Genomic DNA, 14,535 nt, shown 5'->3' on the forward strand with positions numbered 1-14,535 from the left:
ATTCAGAAGGAGCAGTCCTCCTCGTGTTGCGCTTCACTATTCGCCGTCTGATCAGCGGCGTGATCCTCCTCTTCGTCATCTCGACCCTGGCCTACCTGCTCCTGTACCTGGGCGCCGGCAACGTCGGGCGCCGCATCCTCGGCCCGCAGGCGAGCGACGCCACGGTGGCGCTCAAGAACCAGCAGCTGGGGCTCGACCAGCCGATCGTCGAGCGCTACCTCTCCTGGCTAGGTGGCGCCGCGAGGGGCGATTTCGGCAGTTCATGGTTCACTCAACAGCCGGTCGTGGAGGCGATTACCTCCCGACTGGCGGTCACGATCTCGCTGGTGATCGGCGCGACTCTCGTGAGCGCGGTGATCGCCATCGCGCTCGGCGTCTGGGCCGCTCGGCGGCGGGGCTGGGCCGACCGGCTCGTGCAGGTCATCGCGGTGCTGGGATTCGCCATCCCCGGATTCCTGCTGGCGGTCGCCCTGGTGAACGTCTTCGCCCTGAAACTCCACTGGTTCCGACCCACCGGCTATGTGCCGCTCTCCACGTCCTTCGGCGGCTGGGCGACCACCGTGGCGCTTCCGATCATCGCCCTCTCGATCGGCGCCGTCGCCGCCATCGCGCAGCAGGTGCGCGGCTCCGTGATCGACGGGATGCGTCAGGACTGGGTGCGCACGCTGCGCAGCCGCGGGCTCTCTGAGAACCGCGTCGTGCTCAAGCATGTGCTGCGCAACGCGGGCGGGCCCGCCCTCGCCGTGCTCGCCGTCCAATTCGTCGGTCTGCTCGGCGGCGCGGTCATCGTCGAGCAGGTGTTCGCGATCCCCGGCCTCGGCCAGGTGTCGGTGACGGCGACCGCGCAGGGCGACGTCCCGCTCGTGATGGGGCTCGTCGTCGCCGTCGGAGCCATCGTCGTCATCGTCAACCTCGTGATCGACCTCATGCAGGGCTTCCTCAACCCGAAAGCACGTGTCTCATGACCGAGTCAGCCATCGTCCCCCTTCCCGACGCCGCGGCAGAGGGGTCCGCCGCCCGAGCGCACCTCATGCGGCGACTCCTCCGCAACGGCACGGGTCTCGCTGCGATCATCGTCCTCGTGCTTGTAGTCCTCGGAGCGATCTTCGCGCCGCTTCTCACGCACGCCGATCCCAACAAGGCCGACCTGAATTCCCTCCTCGCGCCGATCGGCCCCGGCCATCCGCTGGGCGCCGACGCGGCCGGGCGCGACGTGCTCGCGCGCCTGCTCTACGGAACCCGGTTCAGCCTCGCCGGTGCGTTGCTGGCGACCGCGATCGCGGCGTTCATCGGCGTGGTCGCCGGCCTTATCGCGGGCTACTACCAGAGGTGGTTCGAGAGCATCGCCTCGTGGGCGGCCAGTCTCTTGATGGCACTTCCCGCGATCGTCATCCTGCTCGCGGCGCGCGCCGTGCTCGGCCCGTCGATGTGGATGTCGATGGCGGTGTTCGGCGTCTTGCTCTCGCCCGCGTTCTATCGCCTGGTGTACACGGCGGTCGTCGGCGTTCGCAACGAGCTGTACGTCGACGCCGCGCGCGTGGCGGGCGTCGGCGACGCGAGCATCATCGGCCGGCACATCCTCGCCGTCGTGCGGGCGCCGATCATCATCCAGGCCGCCATGGTGATGGGGATCTCGATCGCGATCGAGGCCGGACTCGACTTCCTCGGCCTCGGCGACTCGAGCATCCCGACCTGGGGGAACATGCTGAACGACGCGTTCAGCAAGATGTACCAGGCGCCCGTGCTCCTCATCTGGCCGAGCGCGGCGATCGCACTCACCTCCGTCGCGCTCGTGCTGTTCGCCAACACGCTGCGCGACGAGCTGGAGCGGGCGGGCAGCGGCGGCCGCGCCAAGGTGCAATCGACCGCCACGGGCACCGTCTTCGGCGAGCCCGCCATCGTGCATGCGGACGAGCCCGGGTCGGCAGCCCCGATCCTGGCCGTTCATGACCTGGTCGTCGGCTATGATCGGCCGGGCGGGGAGTTCAAGCAGGTCGTCAACGGCGTCTCGCTGACCGTGCGCCGCGGCGAGGTCCACGGCCTCATCGGGGAGTCGGGGTCGGGCAAGACCCAAACGGCATGGTCGATCCTTCGGCTGCTTCCCGAAGGGGGGCGCATCGCCGCAGGCACCATCGTGTTCGACGGCGTCGACCTGTCGACACAGTCGGAGAAGCAGCTGTGCCGCATTCGCGGCCGACGCATCTCGTACATCCCGCAAGAGCCGATGTCCAATCTCGACCCGTCATTCACGATCGGCAGCCAGTTGGTCGAACCGATGGTCGTCGCACTCGGCATCTCGCGGGCAGAGGCGAAGCGGCGGGCACTCAGCCTGCTGGCGCGTGTCGGCATCCCCAGCCCGGAGCGGACGTTCTCGTCGTACCCGCATGAGGTGTCCGGCGGGATGGCGCAGAGGGTGCTCATCGCCGGGGCTGTCTCGTGCGAGCCCGACCTGGTCATCGCCGATGAGCCGACGACGGCGCTGGACGTCACGGTCCAGGCGGAGATCCTCGACCTGCTGCGCGGCCTTCAGCGGGATCTCGGGGTGAGCATCCTGATCGTCACCCACAACTTCGGCGTCGTCGCCGACCTCTGCGACCGCGTCTCGGTGATGCGAGAGGGGCGCATCGTCGAGAGCGGCCCGGTGCGCGAACTGTTCCGCGACCCGCGGCATCCGTATACCCGGTCGCTGTTCGACGCGATCCTCGAGGACGGCGCGGCGCGCGGCGCCCTCGCCCATTCCTCCGACCGGCACACCGTGAAAGAAGGCGCCCGTTGACCGAACCGCTTCTCGAGGTGAAGGACCTCGTCGTCGAGTACCCGGTCAAGGGCTATCGACGGAAGCCCTTCCGAGCACTCAAGGGCGTCTCACTCGACGTGCAGCCCGGCGAATGCGTCGGTCTGGTGGGGGAGTCCGGCTCGGGCAAGACGACCCTCGGTCGTGCCGTGCTGGGCCTCGCCCCCGTCACCGGGGGAGAGGTGCGCTTCAAGGGCCGCGACATCGGGCACCTGTCCCGAGGTCAGCGCCGGGGCCTCGCGAGCGAGATCCAGGTGGTCTTCCAGGACCCCTATTCGTCGCTGAATCCGTCGCTCACCATCGAGCAGTCCCTCACCGAGCCGCTGCGCGTGCGCAAGGTCGCCGCGGTGGAGGCCTCCAAGCGGGTGCGTGCGCTGCTCGATCAGGTGGGGCTGCCGACCGGCGCGGCACAGCGGCTGCCGCGCGAGTTCAGCGGCGGCCAGCGTCAGCGCATCGCGATCGCCCGCGCGCTGGCCCTGTCGCCCGACCTGATCGTGTGCGACGAGCCGGTGTCGGCCCTCGACCTGTCCACCCAGGCCCGCGTGCTCGAGCTCTTCAAGGAGATCCAGGAGTCGACGGGCGTCGCCTACCTCTTCGTCTCCCACGATCTCGCGGTCGTGCGCCACCTCAGCCACCGGGTGGCCGTGATGTACCAGGGCGAGATCGTCGAGTTCGGCGACGGCGACAAGGTCACCTCCGACCCGGAGCATCCGTATACCCAACGGCTGCTGCTCGCTGCGCCCGTCGCCGACCCCGACCGGCAGGAGCAGCGCCGCGCCGACCGGCACCGGCTGCTCGCCGCTCAGACCCAGCTGGAGGAACAGACGCGTGTCGCGTGACCGCGCCACCATGATCGGCTTCGGGGCGGCCTATTACCCCGAGTACCGCGCCGACGCCGACCCGGTGGCGGATCTGCGTTTGATGAGGGACGCCGGGTTCACCGTCGTGCGCGTGGGCGAGTCGGTGTGGTCGACATGGGAGCCGGAGGAAGGCTGCTTCGATCTCGACTGGCTGCAGCCGACGTTGGACGCCGCGGCGGCGGTCGGGATCGGCGTGATCCTCGGGACTCCGAGCTACGCGGCGCCGATGTGGCTGGTGCGCCGGCATCCCGAGATCGCCGCCGACTCGGCGACCGGCGTTCCGGTGCAGTGGGGCGCCCGCCAGGAGATGGACTTCACCAATGGTGCGTTCCGCCACTACGCCGAGCGGGTCATCCGGCGCATCGTCGAGCGCTACCGAGACCACCCGGCGATCATCGGATTCCAGGTCGACAACGAGCCCGGCCTGCGTCTGCTGTACAACGACGGCGTCTTCGAGCAGTTCACGGACTGGTTGCGGGGGCGCTATGGGACGGTCGAGAGACTCAACGAGGAATGGGGGCTCGTCTACTGGTCGCATCGGCTGACCCGCTGGGACGAGCTGTGGCGCCCCGACGGCAACCGCCAGCCCCAGTACGATCTGGCCTGGCGCAGGTTCCAGGCCCAGCTCGTCACCGAGTACATCGGCTGGCAGGCCGAGCTGGTGCGCGAGCTCGCCGGACCGGAGCAGTTCGTCACGACCTGCATCTCCTTCGAGCAGCCGGCGGTCGAGGACGTCGAGCTGGGCGCGCGCTTGGACATCGTCGCGGGCAACGCCTATTACGAGATGGAGGATGCGCTCGCCCACCCCTCGAGCGCGCCGCCCGCCACAGGGCCGCTGGGCTGGATCGTGCGCGGGGCATGGGCCGTGTCGCAGCTCGCCGATCTGATGTACTCCGCGAAGGGGGCGCCGTTCCTCGTCACCGAGACGAACGCGGGCTCCATCGGCTTCTCGATGACGAACCAGTCGCCGTACGACGGCCAGTGGCGGCAGGCGGCCTGGCTGCTGGTGGCGCGCGGCGCGCGGATGATCGAGTACTGGCACTGGAACACCCTCCGCTACGGTGCCGAGACGTACTGGGGCGGCGTGCTGCCGCACAGCGGCGAGCCCGGCCGGGCCTATCGCGAGCTCGCCGTACTCGGCGGCGAGCTGGAACGGGCCGGAGGGCTGTTCGAAGGCGCGCGGCCGGATGCCGATGTCGCGGTCCTCTATGACACGGACAGCAAGTGGGCGCTGGCCGCACAGCCGCCGCTCACCGCGCCGGGCCAGTTCGGCGACCCCGAGTCGTACCGCCACATCGTCGCCGCCTTTTCGCGCGGGCTGTTCGACACCGGTCGCCAGGAGCGCCTGATCCGGCCGCAGCAGCTGTTCCCCTCCCGTGGCGGTGCGCAGGACGCCGCCGCCACCGCTCGGGAGCTGCCCGTGCTCGTGGTGCCCGCCTTCCACCTCGCCGACGATGCCGAGCTCGACTTCCTCGCCGCCTACGCCGAGGCCGGCGGCCACCTCGTCATCGGCCCGCGCACCGCCGACGCGGATCGCGAGGCGCGGGCGCGGGCTGAGCGGAAGCCGGCACGTCTCGACCTCATCGCCGGCGCCTGGTATGAGGAGGCCGCGAACCCGCAGCACCCGGTTCCGCTCGTGACCGCCGGCGGCCTGGGCGGCGGCTGCGCCCTCCAGTACCTGCAGGGACTCGAGACCGAAGGGGCTGAGGTGCTCGCCCGTTACGAGCACCCGCACTTCGGCCGATGGGCCGCGGTGACCACCCGGCCGGCCGGCGCCGGCCGCGTCACGGTCGTCGGCTGCGTCCCCGATCAGGAGCTGGCCCGCTCGCTCGCGCGCTGGCTGGTGCCGACACCCTGCAGCGGCTGGAGCTCGCTGCCGGCATCCGTCACCGTCTCGTCATCGCGTCGCCCTGACGGCGCTGTCATCCACGTCGTTCACAACTGGGGCTGGGAGCCGACGCAGGCGACCGCCCCGTCACCCCTGCGCGACGCCGTCAGCGACGCCCGCATCAGCCAGGGCAAACCCGTATCGCTCGGTGCGTGGGACGTGCGCGTCCTCGTCACGAGCCCAGAGAAAGAGGAACGATGAGCGACCGGCTCACACGCAATCAGCTCGAAGACGAGATCGAGGATGCCCTGGGGGCGCTGTCGGTGGAAGAGAAGGTGCTGCTGCTCACCGGCCGCGACTTCTGGACCACATGGCCGCTCGAACGCATCGGCCTGCGCAGCCTCGTCGTCTCCGACGGGCCCTCGGGTGTGCGCGGCGGAGCGTGGGACGAGCGCTCCCCGTCGCTGAACCTGCCGTCGGCCACCGCCCTGTCGTCCTCCTGGGACCGCGACATCGCGCGTCGCTACGGCGCGGCTGCAGCCGTCGAGGCCCGCCGCAAAGGCGTTGACGTGGTGCTCGGCCCGACCATCAACCTGCATCGCTCGCCGCTCGGCGGCCGCCACTTCGAGAGCTTCAGCGAGGACCCGGTGCTCACGGCCGACCTGGCCGCCGCCTATGTCGCGGGAATGCAGGACAACGGCGTCGGTGCGACACCCAAGCACTACGTCGCGAACGACTCAGAGACCGACCGCTTCACGGTCGACGTGCAGGTGAGCGATCGCGCCCTGCGAGAGCTCTACCTGCTCGCGTTCGAGAAGGCCGTGACCGAGTCCCGCGCGTGGCTCGTGATGAGCTCGTACAACTCCATCAACGGAACGACGGCGACTGAGAGCGAGCTGCTGCGCTCGCCGCTGAAGAGCGAGTGGGGCTTCGACGGCGTCGTTGTCAGCGACTGGACGGCCGTGCGCAGCCTCGAGTCCGCCGCAGCCGACCAGGATCTCGTCATGCCCGGCCCGCTCGGCCCGTGGGGCGACGCGCTCGTCGCCGCGGTGCGGGACGGGCGGATTCCGGAGAGCACGGTCGACGAGAAGGTGCGCCGCCTGCTGCGGCTCGCTCAGCGCGTCGGCGCGCTCGGCGCTCAGGGCCCAGCGCCCCTCGTCCACGTCGAGGACGGCAAGGCGTTCGCCCGTGAGGCCGCGATCGAGGGCACGGTGCTGCTCGAGAACCGGGGCGAGCTGCCATGGCGGGCGGATGCCTTGGGCAGTGTCGCCGTCATCGGCGACGGCGCTGCGTTCGCACGCACGCAGGGCGGCGGCAGCGCCACCGTCCTGCCCGAGCACACCGTCTCGCCGCTGCAGGGATTGCGCGACGCGCTGCCGGCCACCGACATCCGCTACGCGGTCGGCGCGGTGACCCGCGACGGCCTCGCCGGCATCCCCCGGGAGCGTCTGCGCAACCCCGCCACCGGAGGAGTCGGCGCGCGCGTGCGCTTCATCGGCGCCGACGACGCCGAGCTCTTCGCCGAGGACCGGCTCGCGACCGAGTTCGTGTGGTTCGGCGGCGACGCCCCGATCGCCGAGTCGCATCGCATCGAGGTCTCGTTCGGCTACCTTCCCGAGCGCACCGAGACGCTCGAGCTCGGCTTCGCCGCGGTCGGGCACGGCCGGCTGTGGCTTGACGGCGCCCTGGTGATCGACGAGGTCGTCGCGCCCGAGGGGACCGATCTGGGTGCCGCCTTCCTCGCACCGCCGGCGCGGGTCGCCCGCGTCGCGGTCACCGCGGGCGTCCCCGTCGATGTGCGGTTCGACTACGCCGCCCCGGTCGAAGGCGCACTCGCCGGCGCGGCGGCGTTCACGATCGGAGCCCAGCCGATCGTGGCGGATGCCGCGACTCTCATCGCCGAGGCCGTCGAGGCCGCCCGCACCAGTGACGTCGCACTCGTCGTGGTGGGCACCAACGCGAAGGTCGAGTCGGAGGGTTTCGATCGGAGCAGCCTCGAGCTCCCTGGTCATCAGGACGAGCTCGTGCGTGCCGTCGCCGCGGTGAACCCGCGCACGGTCGTCCTCGTGAACGCGGGCGCCCCGGTGCTGCTGCCGTGGCGCAACGACGTCGCCGCGGTGCTGCTCGGCTGGTTCGGCGGCCAGGAGTTCGGCGCGGCGGTGGCTGACATCCTGCTCGGCATCGCGGAGCCGGGCGGGCGCCTGCCCACGACCTGGCCGGCGGCGCAGGCGGACGTGCCGGTGCTCGACACGACGCCCGTGGACGGCGTGCTGCGCTATGACGAGGGGATTCACATCGGCTATCGCGCCTGGCTGCGCCGTGACGCCGAGCCGGCGTACTGGATCGGTCATGGCCTCGGCTACACCGCGATCGAGCAGACCGGCATCGCCGCTCCCGAAGACGTCGCAGCCGGCGAGGCCTTCGCCATCGAGGTCCACGTGCGCAATGTCGGCGCCCGGGCGGGCAAACACGTCGTGCAGGTGTACGCGGAGCGCCGCGAGTCCGCGGTGGATCGGCCTGTGCGCTGGCTGGTCGGATTCCAGGCGGTGCGTCTCGCGGCGGGCGAGAGCGCCTCGGTGCGGGTCGAGGTGCCCACGCGGCTGCTCGCGTACTGGGATGAGGGGTGGGTCTACGAGCCCGGAGAGTTCACGCTGCGCGTGGGCACGACCGCCGCCGAGCTGCCGCTTTCCGCGACGATCTCGCTAGAGGGAGCGCGGTGAGGCTCACTGCCTCTCTCACAGTGGGGTGTTCAGCAGGGAGTCGAAGTATCGGCGCAGGTCGGCGGCCATGTCGAGCTCATCGTCGCGGTACAGCCACTGCACCTGCAGGCCGTCCATGAGTGCGATCACGCCGCGGGCGGCGGCGGCCGGGTCGACTCCCTGCCGCAGTTCGCCGTCGGCCTGCAGCTCGGCGAAGGTGTCGATGAGCGTCTGCCGCAGGTTCGAGTACCGCTCGCGGAAATACTCGTGAGCGGGGTGCTCCGGGTGCGTCGCCTCGGCGGAAAGCACCGTGAACAGCTCGACGACACCCGGAACGGAGGCGTTGTACTCGACCAGTTCGATCAGAGCAGTGACGAGCTCGCGACCGCGGAGCCCGTCGAAGTCGAACCTCTTGCGGGTCTGGTCGTCGCGTCGTTCGAGGGCGGCGGCGAGCAGAGCCGTCTTGTTGTGGAAGTGGTGCAGCAGGCCGGCCTCGCTCATTCCCACCCGTTGCGCGACCGAGCGCAGCGAGCCGCTGCGATAGCCCGCGACGGCGAACACCTCGAGCGCGGCATCAAGGATCTCGCGTCGCTTCTGCTCAGTCTTGAAATACGGGCCGCGCGGCTTGCGGCGCATCATCTCCGGCTGCGTCACCGCACATCCTCCCTGGCCTCGCGGGCATATCGGCAGATGCTACCCGGCTGAGTGCGCCCGTGCATGCCGCAACAGTACGATCCGACCCCACAGAAGGAGCGAGTATGACAGAGCCGATCAGCTGGACGGGGCGAATGATCGCCGCTGACGACGAGTTCAACGGAGCACCGGTGCTGTACCGGTGCGTCGAGCTGGAGGGCGGCCACGGTCCGGTCGCCGAGGCCGCGCTCACGGCCACCGCCCTCGGCGTCGTGACCCCGCTCATCGACGGCCGGCCGGCCACCGATGAGCTGCTCACCCCTGGCTGGACGAGCTACGAGTGGAGGCTGCGCTACCGCGAGTGGGATGTGACCGCCCTGCTCGGCGATCGGTTCGAGCTCGCTCTGGCTCTCGGGAACGGGTGGCGACGCGGCAAGCTCAGCTGGCTCGGCGCGCGGAACGTATACGGCGATCAGCTTGCGGGCTTCGCTCAGCTGCGCATCCGCTTCGCCGACGGGCACGAGCAGCTGGTCGTCACCGACGAGACCTGGCAGGCGCACGCCGGTGATGTTCTCGCGAACGACCTCTATGACGGCGAGCACATCGACGCGCGGCTTCGTGACAGCGAAGCCGCGACCGCCGCGGTGCACGCCGTCGCCTTCGACGTGACGCAGCTCGAGCCGTTCGAGGCTCCCCCCGTCCGCCCGCTCCTCGAGGTGAAGCCCGAGCGCATCTGGACATCGCCGTCGGGGCGCACCCTCGTCGATTTCGGCCAGAACCTGGTCGGCTGGGTGCGGTGCGTCGTGCGCGGGCCCCGTGGCGAGACCATCACCATCAGGCATGCGGAGGTCCTCGAGCACGACGAGCTCGGAACCCGCCCGCTGCGCACGGCCGAGGCGACCGACCGCTTCACGCTCAGCGGCGGCGACGACGTCTTCGAGCCCACTTTGACCTTCCACGGATTCCGCTATGCAGAGGTCGACGGCTGGCCCGGGGGTGCGGAGGCGATCGGCGAGGGCGCCCTCACCGCCGTCGTGATCGGCTCGGACATCCCCGCCTCCGGATCCTTCGCGTCCTCCGACCCGCTGCTCAACCGCCTGCACGCCAATGTCGTGTGGGGCATGCGCGGCAACTTCCTCAGTGTGCCCACCGACTGCCCGCAGCGCGACGAGCGGCTCGGGTGGACGGGCGACATCGCGGTCTTCGCGCCCACAGCGGCGTTCCTGGGCGATGTCAGCGGCTTTCTCGGCGACTGGTTGCGCGACCTGGATCTGGAGCAGCAGAACGCCGATGGCGTCGTGCCGTTCGTGGTGCCCGACGTGCTCAAGCACGTCGTCAGCGGCAGCGAGTTCCCGCCCCAGGACAGCACGGCCATCTGGGGCGATGCGGCCGCATGGGTGCCCTGGGCGCTGTGGCGCGCGTACGGCGATCGCACGGCTCTTGCCCGGCAGTATCCGGCAATGGCGCGGCACGCCCGGCGCGTCGGCACGCTGCTCGCGCCGGACGGTGCCTGGGACAGCGGATTCCAGTTCGGGGACTGGCTGGACCCGGATGCACCGCCGGACCGCCCGGCGGACGCGAAGGCGGACACGGCAGTGGTCGCCACGGCCTGCGCGTATCGAACCGCCCGCATGCTCGCGGACGCCGCGGCGGTGCTCGACCTGGCCGACGACGCGGCGGAATTCGAGGCGCTGGCCGCGCGCATCCGCAGCGGATTCCGCGTGCGCTATGTCTCCGCGGCGGGTGGGCGCGTCCACAGCGACGCACCCACCGTCTACGTACTCGCGATCGTGTTCGGCCTGCTCGACGAGAGCGAGCAGATGGCGGCGGGCACGCGGCTGGCCGAGCTCGTCGCTGCGAGCGGATTCCACATCTCGACCGGCTTCGCGGGCACGCCCTTCATCACGGACGCCCTGTCTGAGACGGGCCAGCTCGAGACCGCCTACCGTCTCCTGCTGCAGCGCGAGTGCCCGTCCTGGCTGTACCCCGTCACCATGGGCGCGACGACGATCTGGGAGCGCTGGGACTCCATGCTGCCGGACGGCGCCATCAACCCCGGCGAGATGACGTCTTTCAACCACTACGCCCTCGGCGCGGTGGCGGACTGGCTGCACCGCGTCGTCGCCGGTATCGCGCCGCTTGAGCCGGGCTATCGCGTGATCCGATTCGCTCCGCGCCCCGGCGGCGGAATCGAGTGGGCCGCGGCGTCGCACCGCTCGCCGTTCGGGCTCGTCGCCGTGCGCTGGGAGCTGCGCGACGGCACCCTCTCGGTGGAGGCCAGCGTGCCCGCCGGCGCGGCCGGCGTTCTCGACCTGCCCGGCCGCGCGAGTGTGAGTCTCGCGCCGGGTGAGCACCGGTTCGAGGTGCCTTTCGGTGCGGGCGCCTGACCCACCGGCATCCGATCACGACGGGAAGGGCGCGTCCGGTTCAGACATCTTCGTCTCCTTGTGTGGTTCGCGCGTACAACCTTCGCGCGCGCGATTCACCCGGCGGTCCGCTTCGGTCACGGCATCCGTTCGCCGAATCCGCCGGGGGCTCCTATATCGCGATGCTTCGTGTGAGACCGTTCGGCAGAAATGCGCTGACAGCGTCGCGAGGCAGAGGGTGCGAGTCGATGACGTCGATGCCGCTCGTGGCCACTACGCGTCGGCCCGAGGGCAATACGGCAGTGCTCAAGACGTTGTAGTCCGCGTCGTGGCCCGGTGGCAGCGCTTTGGCGCCACGGGCGGCGAACGCAGCCAGTGGTGGGCCGACCGTTCCCGGCGCGTGGATGGCGAGGAGCTCGCCGCTGACGAGCATCAGCGCATTCAGGCAGGCCTCGGGATACAGCGCACGCAACTCGGCCACGATGGGGGCGATGGTGTCCGCCGCAGGGCGGGAACGCCGACGTGTGAGCAGGGCGCGCAGCACATGAGCGAAGTAGACCTCGCTGTCCGTGTCGCCCCGCAGGTCGTGCCGTTGATCGAAGGAGAGGGTCGCGAGCATTAGCGAACGAGGCGCCAGCAGCCCGTTGTGGGCGAAGGCGACATCGTCGGTGACGAATGGTTGGAGATTCCGCTTCTTCACTGCGCTGCCGGCGCTGGCGAAACGCAGGTACAGGAGCCGGGCTGATGCAGGCGACGCCAGCACGGAACCCATCCCGCGTTCGGCGGGATCGGTTCCGACGCGAACCTCGGTTCGATTTTGGTGACGGCTCGCGACCCCCCAGCCGTCCGCGTGAAGGACGCTGAGCGCGATGAAGTCCTGGGTGAGTTGCGCGAGTTCTGGATCGCCCCTCGCAGGTGCCGTCGCAGTGTCGAGAACGGCGAGCATGCGGGACACGAGACTCCATTGATTGGATCCACTTATGTTACGTTTGGATCCTACCAAGAGCAGGATAGGCGTTATGAACTCACTGCCCGAAACCGGGCGCTCCTTCGGGGGCGCGGCGTTGATCGATGTCGCGGCAGAGCGCCTCCAGACTGCGGGCTCCGATCTCGCCAGTCATTTCAACGCGGCCGGTGCTGCGCTGCCCTCTCGAGGGGTCATTGACGTCGTTGTCCAGCACCTTCGGCTCGAAGAGTCCATCGGCGGCTATGAGGCAGCCGCCCAAGAGCGTCCCCGTGTCGAAGCGATCTACGACTCCGCTGCGCGCCTCGTCAATGCCCGGCGCGACGAGATCGCGCTGCTCGACAGCGCGACGACCGGACTGCGCGTCCTGGTCGAGGCGTTGCGCCCCACGCATCCGCGTCGCATCATCGCCACCAGCAGCACGTACGTGAGCCATGCTCTTCACTTGTTGACCCTGGCGAAGGAGCAAGGCGTCGAACTCCTCGTGGCGCCGACAGGATCCGACCGACAGGTCGATCTGGAGGCGCTTGACAGGCTTCTCGCGGAGGGGCCGCCCACGATCGTCACCGCGGCCCACATCCCCACCTCCTCCGGACTCGTCGAGCCGGTTGCCCAGATCGGCGCGCTCGTCAAGTCTCACGGAGGCCTGTACCTGCTCGACGCGACGCAGTCGGTCGGCCACCTCGACGTCGACGTCGAGGCGATTGGGTGCGACATGTTGGTGACCACCGGCCGCAAGTTCTTGCGCGCCCCCCGTGGCACGGGCTTCGCCTATGTGCGCGCCGAGCTGGCCCGGCGACTGGTGCCGAATACTCCAGACGTGCGCGCCTCGCAGTGGACGAGTGCTTTCGACTGGGATGTCGAGCCTTCCGCGCGCCGCTTCGAGACCTGGGAGTCCGCGGTCGCGGCGCGTCTCGGACTCGGAGCGGCGATCGATGAGGCGCTTGCGCGCGGCGTCGAATCGACGGCGCAGTGGCTCGTACACGCCGGGCGCGCGATTCGATCCGGCCTTGCCCAGATCCAGGGAGTGACCGTCGCCGACCCGCTTGAGGCGCCTTCCGCGATCGTCACGTTCGTCGTCGATGGCGTGGATGCCGGCGAGGTCGTCGCTCACCTCGCCGGTCGTGGAGTGCGCGTCGTGTCGGTTCCGGCCACCCATGGACAATGGGATCTCGGAGAGCGTGGCATCACGGCGGTCGTTCGCGCTTCGGCTCACGTCTACAACGACGAGAACGATGTCGCCGCTCTGCTCGACGGCGTGGCCGCGTTGGCCTCGAAGACAAGGGCGGCGGTATGAGCGGAACGCGACAGGCGGACGTCCTCGTGCTGGGTCTCGGCATTCACGGCAGTGCCGCAGCCGCGAGCATCGCACGCCGCGGTCACCGCGTGATAGGGATCGAGCGCTTCGACCCCGTGCATGCTCGCGGTTCCTCTCATGGCCGCACTCGGATGATCCGTCGTGCCTATCCGAATCCGGTCTGGAACGACTTCGTCGCCAAGGCATATCAGACCTGGGCCGAATTGGAACGGGAGAGCGGCAGAACGCTCATTCGCCGCACAGGCGGCGTGTACGCCCACGTGGAGCCATCGGGCATGCAGGGCCCTGGGTGCGTTCATCTCGCAGGGCCAGATGCCGCGGCCGAGCGCATGGCCGGGCTCCGTATTCCCGACGGCTATGGTGCGGTATACGACCCGGATGCCGGTGTCATCGAAGCGGCCGATGCGCTTGAGGTGCTGCGCTCGTCGGCTGTTGCGCACGGCGCCGAACTCCGATTCGGGGAGCGTGTACTCGGGTGGGACACGAACTCCAAGGGAGTGGAGGTGCGCACTGATCGGGGCATCGTCAGCGCGAGCCGGCTCGTCGTGGCGGCCGGCGCTTTCGTGGGGCGGCTGTTGCCCGACCTCGCTCCCTTCCTCGATGTCTGGCGCATCATCACCCTGACCGTCGCCCCTGGTCAGGCGGTGGCAACGCCTCCACACCTCGGCGCGTTCTCGATCGATCGGCCGGAGGGGCTGGTGTTCGGCATCCCGGATGCGGCGGGCAACGGCCTCAAGATCGGTATCGACGCGGGTCAGAGCTGGGACCCGGAACATCCGGTCGCCCCGGCGACCGATGCTGAGGTGGCCGGCCTCGTCGAGCTCATCGAGCGGTACGTTCCCGGCATCGATGCGGCCCCCTTCGAGGTCGCATCGTGCCTCTACACCATGACAGAGGACAAGCGATTCACGATCGGCGCCCTCGCCGACGCACCCGAGGTGATCGTCGCGGCGGCTTGCTCCGGCCACGGCTTCAAGTTCGGGCCGGCCGTCGGCGAGGCCGTCGCCGACCTGTACGAAGGCGTGCCGCGTGACGACCTCGACTTCATCTCGACCGCTCGAAGGGGACTCTGA

General features: G+C 69.9%; 10 protein-coding genes. 8 read left to right on the top strand and 2 right to left on the bottom strand.

Features of this window, described 5'->3' with window-relative positions; translation table 11 throughout:
• Window positions 1–23 precede the first annotated feature (23 nt).
• From ABD708_RS03025 to ABD708_RS03045, 5 genes are read left to right on the top strand one after another with little or no spacing between them, the layout of a single operon-like run.
• Window positions 24–965: an ABC transporter permease gene (locus ABD708_RS03025; RefSeq protein ID WP_344751800.1), complete on the top strand. Its 942-nt coding sequence runs from the start codon at window positions 24–26 to the stop codon at window positions 963–965.
• Entirely contained in the window at window positions 962–2,776 is a 1,815-nt protein-coding gene (locus tag ABD708_RS03030; protein WP_344751801.1) for a dipeptide/oligopeptide/nickel ABC transporter permease/ATP-binding protein, read from the top strand. The genes ABD708_RS03025 and ABD708_RS03030 overlap by 4 nt, the downstream gene beginning before the upstream one ends.
• Window positions 2,773–3,633, top strand: a complete 861-nt coding sequence (locus ABD708_RS03035; protein ID WP_344751802.1) for an ATP-binding cassette domain-containing protein — start codon at window positions 2,773–2,775, stop codon at window positions 3,631–3,633. The genes ABD708_RS03030 and ABD708_RS03035 overlap by 4 nt, the downstream gene beginning before the upstream one ends.
• Complete coding sequence (locus ABD708_RS03040) at window positions 3,623–5,743, top strand: beta-galactosidase (protein WP_344751803.1); 2,121 nt, start codon at window positions 3,623–3,625, stop codon at window positions 5,741–5,743. Before ABD708_RS03035 ends, ABD708_RS03040 begins: the two co-directional genes overlap by 11 nt.
• Window positions 5,740–8,202, top strand: a complete 2,463-nt coding sequence (locus ABD708_RS03045) for a glycoside hydrolase family 3 protein (RefSeq protein ID WP_344751804.1) — start codon at window positions 5,740–5,742, stop codon at window positions 8,200–8,202. Before ABD708_RS03040 ends, ABD708_RS03045 begins: the two co-directional genes overlap by 4 nt.
• A 15-nt stretch (window positions 8,203–8,217) precedes the next feature.
• Here the strand turns inward: ABD708_RS03045 and ABD708_RS03050 are convergent, their stop codons facing one another.
• A complete protein-coding gene (locus ABD708_RS03050) occupies window positions 8,218–8,835 on the bottom strand; it encodes a TetR/AcrR family transcriptional regulator (RefSeq protein ID WP_344751805.1) in 618 nt (205 codons plus the stop codon).
• Window positions 8,836–8,939: 104 nt separating this feature from the next.
• Between ABD708_RS03050 and ABD708_RS03055 the strand changes: the two genes are divergently transcribed.
• A complete protein-coding gene (locus ABD708_RS03055; protein WP_344751806.1) occupies window positions 8,940–11,201 on the top strand; it encodes an alpha-L-rhamnosidase in 2,262 nt (753 codons plus the stop codon).
• 151 nt (window positions 11,202–11,352) lie between these two features.
• Here ABD708_RS03055 and ABD708_RS03060 read toward each other — a convergent pair whose 3' ends face one another.
• Window positions 11,353–12,126 carry a class II glutamine amidotransferase gene (locus tag ABD708_RS03060; protein WP_344751807.1) on the bottom strand — a complete coding sequence of 258 codons (774 nt, stop codon included), beginning with the start codon at window positions 12,124–12,126 and terminating at the stop codon, window positions 11,353–11,355.
• Between the two features lie 118 nt (window positions 12,127–12,244).
• Between ABD708_RS03060 and ABD708_RS03065 the strand changes: the two genes are divergently transcribed.
• Both ABD708_RS03065 and solA read left to right on the top strand, forming a co-directional pair.
• Window positions 12,245–13,441, top strand: coding sequence for an aminotransferase class V-fold PLP-dependent enzyme (locus ABD708_RS03065; RefSeq protein WP_344751808.1), 1,197 nt, complete (start codon window positions 12,245–12,247; stop codon window positions 13,439–13,441).
• Window positions 13,438–14,535, top strand: a complete 1,098-nt coding sequence (gene solA / locus ABD708_RS03070; protein WP_344751809.1) for an N-methyl-L-tryptophan oxidase — start codon at window positions 13,438–13,440, stop codon at window positions 14,533–14,535. The genes ABD708_RS03065 and solA overlap by 4 nt, the downstream gene beginning before the upstream one ends.

Source organism: Gryllotalpicola koreensis, assembly GCF_039538185.1.
Classification (GTDB): Bacteria; Actinomycetota; Actinomycetes; order Actinomycetales; family Microbacteriaceae; genus Gryllotalpicola; species Gryllotalpicola koreensis.

Coding starts and splice junctions, on each gene's coding strand:
- ABD708_RS03055 (WP_344751806.1), top strand. CDS start 8,940: ATGACAGAGCCGATCAGCTGGACGGGGCGAATGATCGCCGCTGACGAC.
- ABD708_RS03060 (WP_344751807.1), bottom strand. CDS start 12,126: ATGCTCGCCGTTCTCGACACTGCGACGGCACCTGCGAGGGGCGATCCA.
- ABD708_RS03045 (WP_344751804.1), top strand. CDS start 5,740: ATGAGCGACCGGCTCACACGCAATCAGCTCGAAGACGAGATCGAGGAT.
- ABD708_RS03030 (WP_344751801.1), top strand. CDS start 962: ATGACCGAGTCAGCCATCGTCCCCCTTCCCGACGCCGCGGCAGAGGGG.
- solA (WP_344751809.1), top strand. CDS start 13,438: ATGAGCGGAACGCGACAGGCGGACGTCCTCGTGCTGGGTCTCGGCATT.